Here is a 19,796-nt window from a genome sequence, read left to right on the forward strand (position 1 = left end):
CTTGGGAAGTCGTGGGAAGAGTTCAGGGGCTCGCCGCGGGTTCGGCGGAAGGCGCGTCCTGTGGCGTCGCCTCCAGCTCACGGAGCGGGCGGTAGAGCGTGGACAGCAGCGTCATGAGGACCGCCAGCACGCCCGCGATGAGGAACATCAAGGCGATGCCTCGGCCCGTGCCTTCGCCGACGAACGCACCCAGCAGGGGGACGAGCTTTCCTCCCGACGCCATGGCGGGTTCGAAAACGTGGTCCGCCAGAGGCCCGGCGATGGTGTACGCCAGCGGCAACATGGCCCCGGTGATGGTGCTGGTGAAAGCGAAGACACGGCCGCGCAGCGCCAGGGGCACGATGCGCTGGAGGAGCGTCTGGCTGGAGCCGTTGATGATGGGGAGGCCGAAGAAGAACGCGAAGGCGACACCGGCCAGCACGGGAACGGAGGTGGCCAGCCCGACGCAGATGAGCGCGAGTCCACAGGTGAGCTGGAACCCGAGCAAGCCATTCACCAGTCGCTTGGGGCCGCCCCAGGCGCTGATGACCAGGCTGCCCGCCAACATGCCCACGCCACCCGCGGTGGTGAGCGCGCCCAGGGTGCGCACGTCCGCGAAGGACAGGACCAGCGGGGTGACGAGGACCTCGACCGTGCCGGTCAGGAAGTTGCTGGCCGCGAGGAAGCCAATGAGCGCCAGGAGTCCTGGGGTGGCGCGCAGGTAGGCACCGCCAGCCCGAATCGCCTCGAGTAGCGGTACCCGCTCCTCACCGGACGATGACACGAGGTGCTCCCGGGGGATTCGCGCCAGGAGCAGGGGCAGCGCGCCGAGCACGAGCGTCGTCGCGTCGATGAGCAGGATGCCCTTGAGTTCAATGAGCTCCATCAGGGTGGCGCTCAACATGGGTGCTACCAACTGGGAGAACGCGAGCCCGACCTGCACCAATCCGTTGGCCCGACCCAGATGCTGCTGCGGCACCACCGTGGAGACGAGCACGGAGAAGGCCGGCTGTTGGAACGCGCTGGCCGTCGACACCACGGCGGTCGTGACGTAGGCGTGCCAGGGTTGGAGCAAGCCATTGAACAGCAACAGCGCCAGCACAAGGCTCGACAGGCCGGCGGCCGCGTCGCTGAGCACTAGCACCCAGCGGCGGTTCCAGCGGTCCACGAGCGCTCCAGCCACCGGCCCGAGCAGGATGGCGGGCAGCGTGGCGGAGAGCATGACCAGCGCGTACTGCGTCACGTCGCCCGTCGTCTTGTACGTCCAGACGCCGAGCGCGAAGCTCGTCAGCCCCGAGCCCAGCAGTGACAGGACCTGCCCCAGCCAGATGACGACGGCGGACTTCATGGGGAAGGACGGCGCCGCCGTCATCGAATGGCTCCGGCCCGGACGAGGCCCTGGCGCACGTGCTCCGCCAGCACCTGGACGTGCGGCGCGGCCAGCATCGTCATGTGGTCTCCCGGCACCGTCACGGGCGTGACGGCCGTGGAGGCGTGGCGGCCCCAGCCCCAGCTCGGGTCGTCCGCGAAGGACTCGGGGACGATGCCGTCTTCCTCGTGGCGTTCCTGCGCCCGGAAGAGGGCGACGGGAACGGGGCGCGTGTCCCGGGGGACGTAGTCAATCTCGTACGCCGCCTTGTAGACGTCGATGAACCCTTGGACCTGCTGGCTGTCCGCGCCGTCGGGGAGGAGTCCCGCCTGGACCAACCTGCGGGTCAGGTACTCTCGGCGCGCCTCGGCAGACAGCGGCCGGATTGCCTCGGCGGAGATGCCCAGGTCCACGCCGTAGAGGCGGCCCGCCGTGCTCGCGACAGAGGCCATCCAGTCCGCGTCGTCGAACGGGGGCGCCTCGCTCGGCGGGGCCTCGTTCACCGGGACGGTGGTGTTGAGGATGCCGAGGAAGGCAATCGACTCGCCCTGCTTCCGGAGCTGCTGCGCCATCTCGAAGGCGACCCAACTACCGAAGGAGTGGCCCAGCAGGTGGTATGGCCCCTGCGGCTGCACCTGCTTGAGCGCTTCGACGTAGCACGTGGCCATCTCCTCGACGGAGCGGTGCGGCTCCGCGCGTCCATCCAGCCCGCGTGCCTGGAAGGCATGCACCGGCAGGGTGGGGCCCAGGGCCTGGGCCAGCTCGCGAAGGTAGACGGCGTTTCCACCGGCGCCCGGGACGCAGAACAGGGCGGGGCGGCTGGCTCCCGGCTGGAGCGTCACCAGCGGCGACCATGGCGCGGGCGAAGTCTCTTCGTGAAGCGCCTTGGCGAACTGCTCCAGCGCCGGGTTCTGGAAGAGGACCGACAGCGGAAGGGCGCGGCCGAACTGCTCGCGGATTCGCACCATCAGCCGGACGGCCAACAGTGAATGGCCGCCCTGGTCGAAGAAGTTGTCGTGCACGCCGATGGGGCGCACTGCCAGCAGCTCCTCCCAGATGGCCGCGAGCCGGGTCTCCACCTCGTCGCGCGGAGCGACGAAGCCGTCCTGCGCGTCGCGGCGGACGCTCTCTGGCGCGGGCAGGGCCTTGCGGTCCACCTTGCCGTTGGGGGTGAGCGGGAAGGCGGCCAGGATGACGAAGGCCGCGGGCACCATGTACGGCGGCAGGTGCTTCTTGAGGTGCTGCCGCAAGTCATCGGCCGTGGCCACGTCTGGCGCCGTGAGCGTGAGGTAGGCGACGAGCTGCTTGTTGCCAACGTCCTCGTGGACGAGCAGCTCCACGGCCTGGACCGCGGAGTGCTCCAGCAGCTTCGCCTTGATTTCATCCAGCTCGATGCGGTGGCCGCGAATCTTCACCTGCGTGTCGTTGCGGCCGATGAAGGCGAGGGTGCCATCCTCCGTGTAGCGGGCCAGGTCGCCCGTGCGGTACAGGCGGGCGCCCGGTGTGGCGCTGAAGGGGTTGGGCACGAAGCGCTCGGCGGTCAGGTTCGACTGGCCCCAGTAGCCACGCGCGAGCCCGTCACCGCCCACGAAGAGTTCTCCCGAGATGCCGATGGGCACCGGCTGCATCGCGCTGTCCAGCAGGTACATCTGCGTGTTGGCGAAGGGCCGGCCAATGGGGACGATCTGCTCGCTGGGCGTGGGCTCGGGCTGTTCGAAGTACGTGCTGTCGATGGTGGCTTCACTCAGGCCGTAGGAGCTCACCAGCCGCGTGTCCGGCCCGCACAGGCCACGGAGCTGGTGATACTCGCGCATGTCCCAGGTGTCCGAGCCGACGATGAGCAGGCGCATGAAGTCCAGCCTGAGATTGTGCTCCTGGAGGTACCCCATCAGCAGTCGGACCACGGCGGGGACGAACTCGCCGCTGTCCACCTGCTCTCGCTGCATCAAGCCGTAGAGCTTTTCGGGCTCGAGCAGCCATTCACGCGGGCAAAGCACCAGCGTCTTCCCCGCACCGAGCGCACGGGCGAGGTCGCCGGAGAACACGTCGAAGGAGAAGCTCGCCATCTGGAGGTGGGCGCGCGACTCGGACAGCCGGTAGTCCCGTTCCCAGGCGAGGTATGCGTTGGCGAAGCTCCGGTGCGAGATCATCACCCCCTTGGGGCGGCCCGTGGAGCCTGACGTGTAGACGACGTAGGCGAGGTGCTCCGGGCTCGCGCCGCCCTCGGGCGTCGTCGTGGGCATCGCGGCGATGGCGTCCGCGTCCGTGTCGATGGCCACCACGGGGGGCAGTGGCGCGGAAAGGAGGGACGCGAGCCCCTGGCGGGTGACGAGCACCGCGGGCCGGCTGTCCGCGAGCATCAGCGCCGTGCGCTCCGGTGGATACGACGGGTCCAGCGGCACGTAGGCGCCGCCCGCCTTGAGCACGGCGAGCACCGCGACCACCATGTCCACGGAGCGGTCCAGGAAGACGCCGGTGATTCGCTCGGGCCCCACGCCCACGGAGCGCAAGTGGTGCGCCAGTTGGTTGGCCTTCGTGTTCAGCTGTGCGTAGGTGAGCCGGCGTTCGGGGTCGGTGACGGCGATGGCGTCGGGTGTGCGCGCCGCGTGCGCCTCGATGAAGTGATGGATGCACGTGCCCGGCGGCACGTCGAGCCGGGCCTGGTTCCAGTCATGCAGGATGCGCTGACGCTCATTCGCCGGAAGCACCGGAAGCTCGATGAGCCGCTGTGCCGGGTTCGCGGCGATGCCCGCGAGCAGCGTCTGGAAGTGGGCGACCATCCGTTCGACGGTGGAGGCGTCGAAGAGGTCCCGGTTGTACTCCCAGATGCCTTGCAGGCCACCGGCCTCCTCGGAGAACCACAGCGTCAGGTCGAACTGCGCGAAGGCTTCACCCGAGACGCTGAAGGACTCCATCCGCAGCGCACCCAGCTCGGCTGGAGGCGTGGGGGTGTTCTGGAGCACCAGCATCACCTGGAAGAAGGGAGAGTGGCTGGTGTCGCGCGACGGCGCCAGCTCCTCCAGCAGCTTCTCGAAGGGGATGTCCTGGTGCCCGTAAGCCCCCAGCGTCACGTCCACCACGCGCCGCAGCAGCTCCCGGAAGGTGGGATTGCCTTCGAGCCCCGTGCGCATGACGAGCGTGTTGAGGAAGAAGCCGATGAGCGGCTCCACTTCCGTCCGGTTCCGGTTCGCGATGTACGTGCCGACGCTGATGCGCGGCTCGCGCGTGTAGCGGTGGAGCAGCGTCTGGAGCGCCGCCAGCAGCACCATGTAGAGCGACGCCTTCTCCTGAGTCCCCAGCGTCTTCAGCTGCTGGGCTACGGCCGGGGCGACCTGGAAGCTCCGCTTGCCACCCGCGTAGGTGCGCACGCGCGGGCGCGGTCTGTCGGTGGGCAGCTTGAGCGCGCTCTCGCTCCCTTCGAGCTGTTGGCGCCAGTAGTCGAGCTGCGACGCCAGCACGTCGCCCTGCATCCATTGCTGCTGCCACGCCGCGAAGTCCGCGTACTGGAGAGGGAGCTCCGGCAGCGGTGACGGCTTGTCCTGGGAGAAGGCGGCATAAAGCGCCGTCAGCTCCTGGACGAAGATGCCGGTGGACCAGCCGTCCGACACGATGTGGTGCACGACGAGCAGGAGGACGTGGTCCTCGTCGCCCATGCGCACCAGCCTCGCGTGGAGCAGCGGCCCCGCCGCGAGGTCGAAGGACGTGCCCGCGAGCTGAAGCGCCAGCTCTTCGCACAGGCGATCGCGCTGGGTGCCTGGCAGGTAGCTCAGGTCCAGCACGCCCAGCGACAGCGTCAGCTCCGGGAGGATGCGCTGGTGGGGTTCGCCATCCTTCGCGACGAAGGTCGTGCGCAGCACCTCGTGGCGCCGGATGACCTCGTTCAGCGCACGCTCGAGGGAGGGGACGTGGAGCGGCCCGGTGAGGCGCACGAACTCTGGGATGTTGTACGCGGGCGTCCCGGGCTCGAACTGGTCCAGGAACCAGAGCCGGCGCTGCGGGAAGGAGAGCGGCAGCGGTTGCTCCCGTGAGACGCGCGGGATGCCGGGCGTACGTGCCTCTTCCTTCGGCGCGGCGACCACGTTCTGCTGTCGCAGCTTCTTGAGCACCGCCTCGCGCTTCTCGGGGGAGAGGCCCGCGAGCTTCTTGAGCAGGTCACTCATTCGTCCCCTCCAGGAGCTTCTCAAGGTCCGCGTCCGAAAGGTCGCCGACTTCCTCCATGGCGGAGGCCAGCGCGGCTTCGTCCACGCCTTCCAACTGCGCGAGCACCACCTGCTCAGCCATCCCCCCGATGGTGGGGTGCTCGAAGAGGGCGCGCAGGGGCAGCGTCACCTGGAACATCGCGTTGGCGCGCGAGATGATCTGCGTGGCCAGCAGCGAGTGCCCGCCCACGTCGAAGAAGTCGTCCGTGACGCCCAGCGACGTCTGGCCCAGCACGTCCTTCCAGAGCGTGAGCAGGCTCGCCTCCGTCTCCGAGCGCGGTTCGACGAGCTGCTGCTCGCCCATGCGCTGAGTTGCGTCCGGGGCAGGGAAGGCCTTGCGGTCCACCTTGCCGTTCGGACTCAGGGGGATGGACTCCAGGCGCACGAAGACCGCAGGCACCATGTAGTCGGGAAGTCTCTCCCTCAGGTGGTCGCGGAGCACCGCCGTGTCGCGGATGTCCGAGCCCACCACGTAGGCGACGAGGCGGCGGGGTGCCCCCGGGTCCTCGCGCAGCAGCACCACCGCGCCCTGGACGGACGGGTGCTTGCCGAGCGCGGACTCGATTTCGCCCAGCTCGACGCGGAAGCCGCGCAGCTTCACCTGCGTGTCGGCCCGGCCGAGGAACTCCAGGTCGCCTCCTAGCAGGTACCGCGCCCGGTCTCCCGTTCGGTAGAGCCGCGCCCCCGGCTCGGTGGCGAACGGGTCGGGGACGAAGCGCTCCGCGGTCAGGTCGGGGCGGTGGCAGTAGCCGCGCGCCACGCCCTCACCGCCGATGAAGAGCTCGCCCGCGATGCCGGCGGGCACCGGCTGCTGGTGTGCATCCAGCACGTAGAGGCGGTTGTTGGCGAAGGGACGGCCAATGGGGAGCAGCTGCGTGTCGCCGGGGCCCAGGTCGCCGCTTTCGAACCACGTGCTGTCGATGGTCGCCTCGCTGACGCCATACGAGTTGATGAGCCGCGTGTCGTCGCCGATGACGGCCTGGAGCCGGTGGTACTCGTTCACGTACCAGGCGTCGGAGCCGGCCACGAGCACGCGCATGAAGTCCAGTGTCTGTCCCGTCTCCTCCAGGTGCTGGAGCAGCCCGCGCAGTACGGCGGGGACGAACTCGGCGCAGTCCACGGCCTGCTCCTTCATCAGCGCGAGCAGGCGGGGCGGTTCGAGCAGCCACTCACGCGGGCAGAGCACCAGCTTGCCGCCCGAGCACAGCGCTCGGGACAGGTCTCCCGCGAACACGTCGAAGGAGAAGCTGGCCATCTGCAGGTGGCTGCGGCAGTGCTCCCGTAGCCCGTAGCTCCGCTCCCAGCCGAGGTACGCGTTGGTCCAGCTCCGGTGGGAGATCATCACGCCCTTGGGTGTGCCCGTGGAGCCGGAGGTGAAGACGACGTACGCCAGACCGTCCAGCGTGGTGAGCCGCGTGGGGGCCTGGGTGGACAGCGCGGCGCGGGCTGGTGCCTCCGTGTCCAGCAGGTAGAGCGACACCTCCGGGTTGGCGAAGGTCTCCACCAGGGACTGCTGGGTGAGCAGCAGGGAGAGCCGGGCCTCGGAGGCCATGCGCGCCAGTCGCTCGGCCGGGTAGGTGGGATCGAGCGGGACGTAGGCGCCGCCCGCCTTGAGGATGCCCAGCAGCGCCACCAGCAGCTCCGGCGTCCGCTCCAGGCACACGCCCACCAACACCTCGGGGCCAATGCCCCGGGCGCGCAGGTGGTGCGCGAGCTGATTCGCCTTCGCGTCGAGCTGCCCGTACGTGAGCGAGCCCGCCTCCGGCGCGACCACGGCGACCGCATCCGGCGTCCGCTGGGCCTGTGCCTCGAAGAGCTCGTGGAGGCACGCGCCCAGTCCAGGCACGTGCGTGTCGTTCCAGTCGAACAGCACCTCGCGACGGTCCTCCTGCGTGAGCAGCGACAGCTCCCACAGGTGCTTGTCCTCCGCGTCGAGGATGCCCACCAGGACCGTCTGGAGCTGCTCCAGCAGCCGCTCCATGGCGTCCACGCCGAGGCGAGGAGACTCGAAGTCCAGGTTCAGCATCAGCTGCTTGTCCGCATGCGCGGAGAGCGTCAGCGGATAGTTGGTGCGCTCCTGGGCGGTGACGTCGCGCACCTCCAGCGCGCCCGCGCCCTGCCGCACCGAGTCCTCCACGGGGTAGTTCTCGAAGACGACGAGGCTCTCGAAGAGCGGGGTGCCACGCGGCACGGGGCTCCAGCCCTGGACCTTCACCAGCGGCGCGTACTCGAACGGAGCCCGCTCCACCTGCCACGCCTGGAGCGTCTTCAGCCAGTCCACCACCTTGCTCTGGGCCGGCAGCGACACGCGGGCCGGCAGCGTGTTGATGAACAGGCCCACCATCTGTTCCACGCCCGGCAGCTCCGGCGGTCGGCCCGCGACGGTGACACCAAAGACGACGTCGTCCTGGCCCGCGTGACGTCCGAGCACCAGGGCCCAGGCCGCCTGGACCAGCGTGCTGAGCGTCACCTGGTGCCGCCGCGAGAAGGCGCGGAGCTGCTCCGTCACCTCTGCGGACAGGTGGACCTTGCGCTCGCCCATGACCTGCGCGGCGGCGCGCGCCTGGCCTCCCGTTTCGCCGGGGAGAGGAGTGGGCTCGCCGAAGCCTCGCAGGGCCTGCTTCCACCATGCCTCCGCCTGCGAAATCTCCCGGCTCTGGAGCCAGGAGATGTAGTCGCGGAACACCGGCGGCTGTTCCAGACGCACCGGCTGCTGACGGAGCTGCGCGTCGTAGATGGCCAGCATCTCGTTGAGGACGCGGCCCACGCTCCAACCATCGAGCAGCAAGTGGTGGAAGCTCCACACCACGCGCCACGTCCGAACACCCAGGCGCAGGACGCCCACGCGCATCAGCGGCGCCTGCTTCAAGTTGAAGCCTCGCGCCCGGTCCGCGTCCATCCAGGCCGACAGCCGGGTCTGCTGCTCCGGCTCGGACAGGTGGCTCCAGTCCTGCTCGTCCCACGGCAGCACGGACTTGCGGTTCACGAGTTGGAGCGGCGCTTCCAGTTCCTCACCCACGAAGCTGGTGCGGAGGATGGGGTAGCGCGCCATCACCTGCTGCCAGGCCTCGCGCAGCGCCTCGCGGTGGAGGTCCGCGTCCAGCGTCCACGCCGCGCGCTCGAAGTACATCCCCGAGTCCGGGTCGAGCATGGCGTGGAAGAGCATGCCCTGCTGCATGGGCGACAGCGGGTAGAGGTCCTCCATCTGCGGGTGTGACTGCATCAGGCCGTTCAGCGTGGCCTGCGTCACCTTCGCCAGCGGGAAATCCACGGGGGAGAACCGCGCCGCGTCCTCGCCGCGCCGCTGGTCCACCAGGGCCCGGAGTGCGTGGACGTAGCCCTGCGCCAGTGCGCCCACGGTGGTGCGCTGGTGCAGCGCCTCGCTGTAGGTGAAGGACACCTCCAGCCTGCCGCCCAGGACGTGTGCATTCACCTCCAGCACCTGCCGCCGCTGGCCGAGCGCCCCCTGCTGCGCGCCGAAGGGCTCGTCCGCGGGCGCCAGCAGCGACGAGGTGGGCAGGGCGGAGTCGAGCTGGCCCAGGTAGTTGAAGGCCACCGGCGCTTCCGGCTGCGCACGGAGCCGGGTGCCTCGCTCGTCCTGGCGCAGGTAACGCACTAGTCCGTAGCCCAGGCCCTTGCGTGGCACCTGCCGCAGGGAATCACGCACGGCGCGGAGTTCGTCACCCACGCTGCCGTCCCGGGGCAGCTCCAGCGTCACCGGGTAGGCGCTGGTGAACCAGCCCACGGTACGGCTCAGGTCCACGCCGTCGAACAGGTCCTCGCGGCCGTGGCCTTCCAGTTGGACGCGCAGACGGCGCTGTCCAGTCCAGGTGGAGAGCGCCTGCGCGAGCGCCGTCAGCAGCACCTCGTCGATGCGGGCACGCCAGGCCGTCGGCACCTCCTGAAGCAGGAGCCGGGTCTCCTCGGCGTCCAACGCCACCGTCAACGTGCTTGCGGACGCCAGGGTGTTGTCGCCGTCCGGGGTGTCCACGGGGAGCGGTGCCGTGTCTTCACCCTGGCTCAGCCAGTAGTCGGCCTCGTGCTCCAGCTCCGTGCTGGCCGCGAAGGACTCCAAGCGGCGAGCCCAGGCCTGGAAGGACGTCGTCTTCGGAGGCAGCGCCACCGGCTGCCCCTGGCTGAGTTGCTGGCACGCCGTCTCCAGGTCCATGAGCAGGACGCGCCAGGACACGGCATCCACCGCGAGGTGGTGGATGCCGAGCAGCAACCGGTCACCTCGCTGCGGACCCAGGTGGAAGCGCACGGCCGCCACCAGCGGAGCCTCCTCCAGCAGGAAGCCCGCCTGGGCACGCAGGCCTTCTTCCTCCAATGCGGCGCGCTGCGCGGCCTCGTCCAGTCCGGACAGGTCCACCTCCCGCAGCGTCACGGTGCTGTCGAGCCCCAGGCTCTCCTGACGCCAGCCGTCGATGGTCCGTTCGAAGCGCAGGCGGAGCGCGTCATGGTGCGCGACCAGGGCCCGCAGCGCGTCCTGGAGAACGGACGAGGCGACGGGCTGACGCAGCCCCAGTAGCAGCGACTGGTTGTAGTGATGGAGGTGCGGGAGCTGCCACTCGAAGAACCAGTGCTGGATGGGCGTGAGTGGGACGGGGCCCGTCACCGGTCCCTGCTCGCTCTCCACGACCTGGGCCTGACCCACGTGCGGGGCCAAGGCGGCGATGGTCTGGTACTGGAAGAACTGACGGGGGCTGATGTGAAGCCCGGCCTCCAGCGCCCGCGCGATGACCTGGATGCTGATGATGGAGTCGCCACCCAGCTCGAAGAAGTTGTCGTGGATGCTGACGCGCTCGCGGGACAGCACCGTCGCCCAGATGTCCGCCAGCGTCTGCTCCACCGGGTTGCGGGGCGCGACGTGGACGTGCTCGCGCTTCACCTGCTCCTGCGCCAGCGAGGGCAGGGCCTTGCGGTCCACCTTGCCGCTGGGCGTCAGCGGCATGGCCTTCAGCAGGATGAAGGCGGACGGCACCATGTACTCGGGCAGGCGTGACTCCAGGGCCCGGCGCAGGGCGTCCTGTTCGGGCGGCTGCTCCACATCGTCAGCGACGACGTAGGCCACCAGTTGCTTGCGGCCCGGTGCCTCCTCCCGCACCAGCACCGCCGCGTCCTGCACCTCTGGGTGCTCGGCCAGCGCCGCTTCGATTTCGCCCAGCTCGATGCGGAAGCCACGCAGCTTCACCTGGTGGTCCAGGCGGCCCAGGAACTCCAGTCGCCCTTCGGCCAGCCAGCGCACCCGGTCTCCCGTCCGGTACAGCCGTCCTCCGGGCTCCACCGCGAACGGGTCCGGCACGAAGCGCTCGGCGCTCAGGTCCGGCCGGCCCAGGTATCCGCGGGCGACGCCCGCGCCACCGATGAACAGCTCACCCGGAACGCCCACGGGCACCGGCTGCATCTGGCCATCCAGCACGTAGAGCCGGACGTTGGCCCACGCACGGCCGATGCCCAGCCGATCGGGGTCCACGGCCTCGTCCACCGATGCGCAGATGGTCGCCTCGGTGGGGCCGTACGCGTTGATGAAGCGGCGGGACTTCAGCCACCGGCGCGCCAGCTCCGGCGGGCAGGCCTCGCCCGCGGAGACGACGGACTCCAGCTTCGGCAACATCTCCGGCTCCAACTGCGCCAGCACCGACGGCGTCAGCGTGACGCCTGTTATCTCCTGCGCGGCGAGCAGGCCCTGGAGCGGCACGCCGGGCATGATGGCGTCCCGGGGAGCGAGGCAGAGTTGCGCGCCCGCGAGCAGCGTGGAGAACACTTCGCACACCGACGCGTCGAAACCGAAGGCGGCGAACTGAAGCACCCGGCTCTTCTCGTGGACGCGGTGGGCCTGGATTGCGGCGAGCGCCGTGTTGCACAGGCCCCGGTGTGTCAGCAGCGTGCCCTTGGGCCGGCCCGTCGAGCCCGACGTGAAGATGATGTACGCGAGGTTGTCCTCGGACATCTCCAGCGAGGGCGGCGTCTGCGGCTGGCTGGCGATGAGCGGCCAGTCCGTGTCCAGGCAGACCAGCAGCCCGAGCGCGGGAAGCTCATCCGCCAGGTGCTCCTGCGTGACGAGCACCGGGATGGCCGCGTCGCGCATCATCAGCGTCAGCCGCTCCACCGGATACGACGGGTCCAGCGGCAGCCACGCGCCGCCGGCCTTGAGGATGCCCAGGATGCCCACCACCAGCTCCAGCGAGCGGTCCACGCACAGGCCCACGCGGACCTCGGGGCCCACGCCGGACAGCTTCAAATGCCAGGCGAGCTGGTTCGCGCGCGCGTCCAGTTCGCGGTAGGTGAGTTGCTGTCCCTCGAAGGACACCGCCACCGCGTCTGGCGTCCGCGCCGCTTGTTGCTCGAAGAGGTGATGCGCGCAGAGGCCCGGGCTTCGGGGCGTGGCGGTGTCGTTCCACGCCAGCAGCGATTGCTGCCGCTCCGCCTGGGACAGCAGCGGGAGGCGGGAGACGCGCTTGTCTGGCACGGCCAGGGCGCCCAGGAGCAGCTCTCGCAGGTTGCCCATCATCCGGTCGATGGTGGCCGCGTCGAACAGGTCTGTGCTGTACTCGCACAGACACTCCAGGCCCTGCTCGGTCTCCGTGGCCACCCACGTCATGTCAAACTTGGCGGCGCCGGTGGTGCTGGTCTCCTCGCGCAGCGTCAGCCCATCCAGGTGGAGGTCGGAGGAGGGTGCGTTCTGGAGGATGAGCTTCACCTGGAACAGCGGCGAGTAACTGAGGTCGCGCTCCGGGTTGATCGCCTTCACCAGTTCCTCGAAGGGGAGGTCCTGGTGGGCGTAGGCATCGAGCGCCACCCGCCGCGTCTGCGCCAGCAGGGTTCGGAAGCTGGGGTCCCCGCTCAGGTCGCCGCGCATGACGAGCTGGTTGACGAAGAAGCCGATGAGCCCTTCGGTACCGGAGCGGTTGCGGTTGGCGATGTCCGTGCCGACGACGATGTCCGTCTCGCCTGTGTACCGGTGCATCAGCGCCTGGAAGGCCGCCATCACCGCCATGAACGGGGTGACGCTCTCCTTCCGGCAGAGCGCCAGCAATGCCTTGGCCGCGTCCACGGGCAGCAGCACGCCCTGGTGCGTGGCGCCGCGGAAGCTCTGCACGGGCGGCCGTGGACGGTCCGTGGGGAGGTCCAGGTTGGGCGGAGCCCCGGCGAGCCGCTGCTTCCAGTAGTCGAGCTGCCGTTCCAGCACCGGACCCGACAGCCACTCCCGCTGCCACCGCGCGTAGTCCGCATACTGGACCGGCAGGGCGGCCAGCGGCGGCGGCTGGCCCGCGGACAGGGCGCCGTAGAGCTCGGCGACCTCGCGGACGAGCACGGACAGCGACCAGCCGTCGGCGATGATGTGGTGCAGGGTCAGCAGCAGCAGGTGTTCCTGGTCATCCAACTGGATGAGCCCCATCCGGCAGAGCGGGCCACGAGTCAGGTCGAAGGGTCGGCGGGCCTCTTCGTCGGACAGGCGGCGCGCTTCGACTTCACGGCGCTCGGCCGGGAGGCTACGCAGGTCGACGGTCTCCACCTTCGGTGCCGCGGGCGGGTGGATGACCTGGACAGGCGTCTGGCCATTCATCCGGAACGTCGTGCGCAGCGACTCGTGGCGGCGGATGAGCGCCTCCAGGCAGCGCTGCACGGTGTCGGGGTCCAACGCTCCCGTCAGCCGGATGACGGCGGGCATGTTGTAGAAGGGGCTGTCCGGCTCCATCTGGTACAGGAACCAGAGCCGCTGCTGTGCGAAGGACAGCGGCAGCTCGCCGTCACGGGAGGAGGGCTGGAGCGGCGGGGGCGGGGTTTCACCGGCCTGCTGGGCCTGGAGCACCTGGACGCGCTCCGACAGCGTGGCGATGGTGGGCGCCTCGAAGAGCGCGGCGATGGGTAGCTCCACGCCGAAGGCCTCGCGAATCCGCGACACCACGCGCGTGGCCAGCAGCGAGTGGCCGCCCAGGTCGAAGAAGTGGTCGTGGATGCCCGCATGGTTCGTGCGCAGCACGTCCGACCAGATGCTGGCCATCAACTCCTCGGTGCCGTTTCGCGGCGCCGCGCGGGACTCGGAGGCGAGCATGCCGTCGGGTACAGGCAGGGCCTTGCGGTCCACCTTGCCATTGGCCGTGAGCGGCATGGCCTCCAGCGTGACCAGGGCGGCGGGCACCATGTGCTCGGGGAGCCGCTGCTGAAGGAAGGTGCGCACGCCGGCCGTATCCGCTGCCGTGTCTGCGTGCGGGATGACGTAGGCGGCCAGCCGCTGGTCCCCAGGGACGTCTTCGCGCACGATGACCACCGCGTCCCGCACGGACGCGTGCTGGCGGAGGGTGGCTTCGATTTCGCCCAGCTCGATGCGATAGCCGCGCAGCTTCACCTGTCCATCGCGACGCCCGAGGAACTCCAGCGTGCCGTCCGGCAGGAAGCGGGCCTGGTCCCCCGTGCGGTAGAGGCGCTGTCCCGGACTCTGACCGAACGGGTCCGGCACGAAGCGCTCGGCCGTGAGGGCGGGGCGGCCCAGGTAGCCGCGCGCCACGCCGGTGCCTCCGATGTAGAGCTCGCCCGAGACACCCACGGGCACTGGCTGCATACGCGCGTCCAGCACGTAGAGCGCCGTGTTGGCGATGGGCCGGCCGATGGGGACGATGCCGTCGGGCAATTCACCCGTGCTGACGTCATGGGTGGAGCAGCCGACCACCGTCTCCGTGGGGCCGTACTCATTGATGATCCGGACCTGGGGCGCGTGCTGCCGCCAGAAGGCGACGGTGGAGGGCGGCAAGGCCTCGCCGCCCACGACGAAGGTGCCAGTCAACTTCGACAGTGCCTCCGGCGTCATCAGCCCGGACAGCACCTGGAGGTGCGCCGGGGTGAGCTTGACCAGGTCATGCCCTCGCGGCTGCTGGAGCGCGAGCGCGAGCGCTTCCACCTCCCGCCCCGACGGTACCAGGTGAACGGTTCCTCCCGCGAGCAGCGGCGTGAGAAGGCTGGTGATGGTGGCGTCGAACGCGATGGACGTGTGGACCAGCGAGCCCTGGCCCGGCTTCACCGCGTAGGCGTCCTGGGCCCACGTCAGGTAGTTGAGCAGCCCTCGCTGTGTGAGCAGCGTGCCCTTGGGCAGACCCGTGGAGCCCGACGTGTAGATGACGTACGCCAGGGAGTCCCCAGAGGCGGTCGAAGCCGGTGCCTCCGTCGGCAACGTCGCCAGCCGGGCCGCTTCCTGCTCCACCAGGAGCCGAGGAACGCTGGCGCCCGTGAACGTGGCCACTTGCGTCTTAGTGGTGAGCAGCACCACGGCGCGCGAATCGGACAGCATGTAGGCCAGGCGCTCGGCGGGGTAGCTCGGGTCCAGCGGCAGGTAGGCCGCGCCGGCCTTGAGCGTTGCCAGCAGGCTGGTGACCAGCTCGACGGAGCGGTCCAGGCCGAGCGCCACCACGCGCTCCGGGCCCGCGCCCAGCGACAGCAGATGATGCGCGAGCTGGTTGGCGCGCGTGTCCAGCTCCCGGTACGTCAGCGTCCGTTCGCCATCGACCACGGCGAGCGCATCCGGCGAGGCGGCGGTGCGAGCCTCGAAGTGGGAGAGGAACGTGGGCTCCGTGGGCAGCGCGGCGGCGGTGTCGTTCCACTCCACCAGCATCCGGCGCTGCACGTCGGCGGGCAGCGGGCTGGAGGTGTGGTGCGGGGCCTCGGACTCGAAGGCCAGCGCGTGGAGGACGCGCGCGAAGCACGCGCCAATCTGCTCCACCTGGGCGTGGTCCAACTCGACGGCGTTGTAGTCCAGCTCCAGCGTGAGCTCCTGCGTGTGGGGCTCGGTCTGGAAGTGGACGGCGAGGGTGACGTTGGTGCCCTCGGAGCGGAGGGTGCTAAGCGCCTCCAGCTCCGCGAGCGTGCCCGCGATGTCGTGGAGGACGTGGAAGTGCATGTAGTTGAACATGACTTCGTAGAGCGTCTCGCGGCCCCACTGCCGCTGAATCTCCGCCATGGGGTAACGGCGGTACGGGTAGAGCGCGCGCTCCGCGTCGAAGGCGGCGCGGACCAGCGACAGCCAACTGCCCGGGGCCAGCTTCAGGCGGAAGGGCACTGTGTTGAGGAAGATGCCGCGCAGCTTCGAGCCATCGCCTTCCTCGGGGCGGCTGTTGACGCCCGTGCCGGTGATGACGTCCTCCTGGCCGCTCAGCACGCTCATCACCTTGAGGTGCGACGCGAGCAGGATGCTCTTGAAGGGCACGCCCGCGGTCCGCGTCAGGGCGTTCAGCCCTTCGCCCACCTCTGGAGAGATGGGGACCTTCACGGTGGCGATGCGCGGCTCACCCTCCGCCAGTGGACGGCGCCAGCGCGGCACGCGCATGACCTGTCCGTCCTCCAGCAGCTCGCGCCAGTAGCGTTGGTGCTCCTCGGATGCGAGGGCCTGCCGCTCCATGGCCACGAAGTCGCGGTAGGTGATGCTCAGCGGCTCGAAGCGCGGCGGCTCCTGGTGGTTCACCAGCGCGTAGTAGTGGTTGAACATCTCCACCAGCGTGGAGTGGAGGCTCCAGCCGTCGATGATGGCGTGGCACTCCGTGAGCGTGAACTGGAAGTCCCGGTCACCACGGATGTGGATGAAGAAGCGCAGCAGCGGAGGGCACGCGAGGTCGAAGTGTTGTTGCTTCTCGTCCTCCAACAGCTTGCGGACCTCGGCTTCCTGCGCCTCGGTGGACAGGTGGCGGACGTCGGTGACCTCGACGGAGAGCTGGGCCTCGCGGTGCACCAGTTGCAGCGGCTCGCTGTACGACGTCATGTCGAACGCCGTGCGCAGCACGGGCTGTCGTGCTGTCACCACCTGCACGGCTTCCACGAAGCGCGCGGCATCGAACGGTGCCTTCAGGCGCAGATGGAAGCTGTCGGTGTTGTGGTAGATGTTCGAGGTGGGCGCCAGCTCCATGTGGAAGAGCATCCCGGCCTGGATGCGGGCCAGGGGGTAGGCGTCCTCCACGCTTTCGGGCACCTTCGCCCGGTCCTCGGCGGAGATGAGGCTGAAGGGCTCGGTGCGCGGGAAGACCTCACGCGCGGGCTCCGCCTTCCCGGCGGCCTCCGCCAGCTCCGCCACCGTCTGGTGCTGGAAGAGCTGCTGCAACGAGAAGCGGATGTCCTGCTTCTGCGCCAGCGTGAGCACCTGAATGCTCAGGATGGAGTCGCCTCCCAGCGCGAAGAAGTTGTCATGGATGCCCACGCGCGGGACTTCCAGCACCTGCGCCCAGATGGCGCAGAGGGCTTCCTCAGCCTTCGTCCGGGGCGCGACGTACTGGTCGGCCAGGTCCGCGCGGGCGCCCTCGGGCTCCGGCAGGGCCTTGCGGTCCACCTTGCCGTTCGCCGTGAGCGGGAAGCGCTCCATCATCACGAAGGCGCTGGGGACCATGTAGTCCGGCAGCTTGCCGAGCAGATGCTGGCGCAGGTCGTTGACGCTGGGCGGCGGCTGTTCGGATGACGCGACATAGGCCACCAGGGACTTGTTCCCGGGCGAGCTCTCACGCACGAGCACCAGTGCCTCACGCACCGCCGGGTGCAGGCTGAGCACCGTCTGGATTTCGCCCAGCTCGATGCGGAAGCCGCGGATCTTCACCTGGTGGTCGATGCGGCCCAGGTACTCGAGCTGCCCGTCCGCGGTGAAGCGAGCCAGGTCGCCCGTGCGATAGAGCCGGGCTCCGGGCTCGCGGCTGAATGGGTGGGGGACGAAGCGCTCCGCCGTGAGCTGCGGCCGGCCCAGATAGCCACGCGCGAGGCCCGCGCCACCGACGAAGATCTCACCCGCCACGCCAATGGGCGCTGGCTCCAGCCGCGCGTCCAGCACGTAGAGCTGGAGGTCGGGAATCGCGACGCCAATGGGGCTCTGCTGCGTGCGCTCCGCTTCGGCGGCATCCATGGGACGGTAGGTGACGTGCACCGTCGTCTCGGTGATGCCGTACATGTTGATGAGCCGCGGCTGGGTGTCTCCGTGCTTGCGGAACCAGGGCACCAGCGTGGCCGGCTCCAGGGCCTCGCCGCCGAAGACGACGTAGCGCAGCGACAGGGGCGGAGCTTCCGCGCCCAGGCGCTCCTCGGCCTGGATGAGCTGACGGAATGCCGCGGGCGTCTGGTTCAGCACTGTGATGCGCTCATCGCTCAGCAAGCGGAAGAAGGCATCCGGCGAGCGCGAGACGAGGTAGGGAACCACCACCACCCGGCCGCCGTAGAGCAGGGCGCCCCAGAGCTCCCAGACGGAGAAGTCGAACGCGTATGAGTGGAACAGCGTCCACGCGTCGTTCTCGTTGAAGTGGAACCAGTGCTCCGTCGCCTCGAACAGGCGCATCACGTTGCCGTGCGGGAGCAGGGAGCCCTTGGGCAGGCCGGTGGAGCCCGAGGTGTAGATGACGTACGCAAGCTGCTCCCGCGTCGTCATGAGTCCGGGCGCGTGGGTGGGCTGCCGCGCCAGTTCCTTGGTGGCTTCATCCAGGATGAGCAGCGCCGCGCCCTCGGTAGGCAGGCGGTCGATGAGAGGCCGCTGCGTCACCACCAGCGACATCCGACTGTCCGACACCATGAAGGCCAGACGGTCCGCGGGATAGGTCGGGTCGAGCGGCACATAGGCGGCTCCCGCCTTGAGGATGCCGAGGATGCCCACCACCGTGGCCAGGGAGCGCTCCACGCGGAGGCCCACCAGGCCCTCGGGCTGGACGCCGCGCGCGAGCAGCGCATGGGCTAGCTGGTTGGCCCGCTGGTCCAGCTCCGCGTAGGTGAGTCGCTCTCCATCGGCGACCACGGCGATGGCGTCGGGGCGCTGGCGCACCTGGGCCTCGAAGCGGCCATGCAGGGTGTCCGTGCCCGGGAAGGACTTCAGTGCGGGCCAGACATCGAGGAGCTGGTGCCGCTCGGGCGACGTGAGCAACGGCAGCGCGTCCAGGCGCAGCTCCGCGTTGGCCGCGACGCCCGCGAGCAGCGTCTGGAGGTGCCCCGCGAAGCGCTCCATGGTCGCGCGGTCGAAGAGGTCACTGTTGTACTCGACGAAGCCGCGCAGGCCGTCCGCGGTCTCCTGGAGGTCCAGCGTCACGTCGAACTTCGACGTCCCCGGTTGCAGGTCCAACTGCTGGATGGTGACGCCGGGCAGGGCCAGCACCTGGCCCGCCATGCCCTGGAAGTTGAACGCGGCCTGGAACAGCGGCGTGTAGGCCAGGTTGCGGGCGGGCTGCACCGCCTCCACCAGCTTCTCGAACGGGATGTCCTGGTGCGCATAGGCGCCCAGCGTCGCCTCCCGCACGCGCTGGAGCAGCTCGCGGAAGGACGGGTTGCCGGACAGGTCCGCGCGCAGCACCAGCGTGTTGACGAAGAAACCGATGAGGCTCTCCGTCTGGACGCGGTTGCGGCTGTTCTGCGGCGCGCCGACCAGGATGTCCGTCTGGTGCGTGTAGCGCGACAGCAGGGCCTGGAACGCGGCCAGCACCGTCATGAAGAGGGTGGCGCTCTCACGCTGGCCCACCTGCTGGAGCGCCTGGACCAGCGCGGTCGGCAGGTGCAGGGGCAGGGCGTCCCCGCGCTGCGTCTGGACGGCGGGGCGCGGACGGTCCGTGGGGAGCTGCAACACGGGCGCGCCCGCGAGCTGCTGCTTCCAGTACGCCACATGCGCGTCGAGCGCGCCTTCCGTCGCCATCCACTCGCGTTGCCACTCCGCGTAGTCCGCGTACTGGATGGGCAGCTCGGGCAGCTCCGGCTCTCGCTGGGCGATGAACGCGCCGTAGAGCTGCGTCATCTCGTGGATGAGGATACCCAGCGACGCCCCGTCCGAGATGATGTGGTGCATCGTCAACACCAGGACGTGGTCAGTGTCCGCCAGCCGCAGCAACCGGGTGCGCAGCAGCGGGCCTTTCATCAGGTCGAAGGGCCGGCGAATCTCCTCGGTGGCGAGCCGCCGTGCTTCCGCCTCGCGCCCGTCCCGCGGCAGTGACGACAGGTCGGTGACGGCGAAGGACGCGGTGCCTTCGGGCGCGACGACCTGGACTGGCTGGCCCTCTTCCTGCGCGAAGGTGGTGCGGAGCGATTCGTGCCGTTCCACCAGGACGTCGAAGGCGCGCTGGAGCGCGGCCGTGTCGAGCGTGCCGCCGAGCCGGACCGCACCAGCGATGTGGTAGCTCGGGTTCTCCGGCTGCATCAGATGGAGGAACCACAGCCGCTGCTGCGCGAAGGAGACGGGGAAGACGAAGGATTCAGCGGTCATGTCTGGGTGAGAACCGGCTGGCGAAGATTTGAGGGCGAGGAACGGGGCAGCAGCG

At 69.6% G+C, this 19,796-nt stretch carries 3 protein-coding genes; all 3 read right to left on the reverse strand.

Annotation, left to right across the window (positions count from 1 at the left end; translation table 11 throughout):
* Window positions 1-22 precede the first annotated feature (22 nt).
* The 3 genes from HNV26_RS03150 to HNV26_RS03160 are packed head-to-tail and all read right to left on the reverse strand — an operon-like array spanning window position 23 to window position 19,741.
* A complete protein-coding gene (locus HNV26_RS03150) occupies window positions 23-1,351 on the reverse strand; it encodes an MFS transporter (RefSeq protein ID WP_171439832.1) in 1,329 nt (442 codons plus the stop codon).
* Window positions 1,348-5,508, reverse strand: a complete 4,161-nt coding sequence (locus HNV26_RS03155) for a non-ribosomal peptide synthetase (protein WP_171439831.1) — start codon at window positions 5,506-5,508, stop codon at window positions 1,348-1,350. The genes HNV26_RS03150 and HNV26_RS03155 overlap by 4 nt, the downstream gene beginning before the upstream one ends.
* Window positions 5,501-19,741 (reverse strand): non-ribosomal peptide synthetase, encoded by a 14,241-nt coding sequence (locus HNV26_RS03160; RefSeq protein ID WP_171439830.1) that lies wholly within the window; start codon window positions 19,739-19,741, stop codon window positions 5,501-5,503. The genes HNV26_RS03155 and HNV26_RS03160 overlap by 8 nt, the downstream gene beginning before the upstream one ends.
* Window positions 19,742-19,796: the final 55 nt, after the last annotated feature.

Source organism: Myxococcus xanthus (genome assembly GCF_013116825.1).
Taxonomy (GTDB): domain Bacteria; phylum Myxococcota; class Myxococcia; order Myxococcales; family Myxococcaceae; genus Myxococcus; species Myxococcus xanthus_B.

Coding starts and splice junctions, on each gene's coding strand:
- HNV26_RS03150 (WP_171439832.1), bottom strand. CDS start 1,351: ATGACGGCGGCGCCGTCCTTCCCCATGAAGTCCGCCGTCGTCATCTGG.
- HNV26_RS03155 (WP_171439831.1), bottom strand. CDS start 5,508: ATGAGTGACCTGCTCAAGAAGCTCGCGGGCCTCTCCCCCGAGAAGCGC.
- HNV26_RS03160 (WP_171439830.1), bottom strand. CDS start 19,741: ATGACCGCTGAATCCTTCGTCTTCCCCGTCTCCTTCGCGCAGCAGCGG.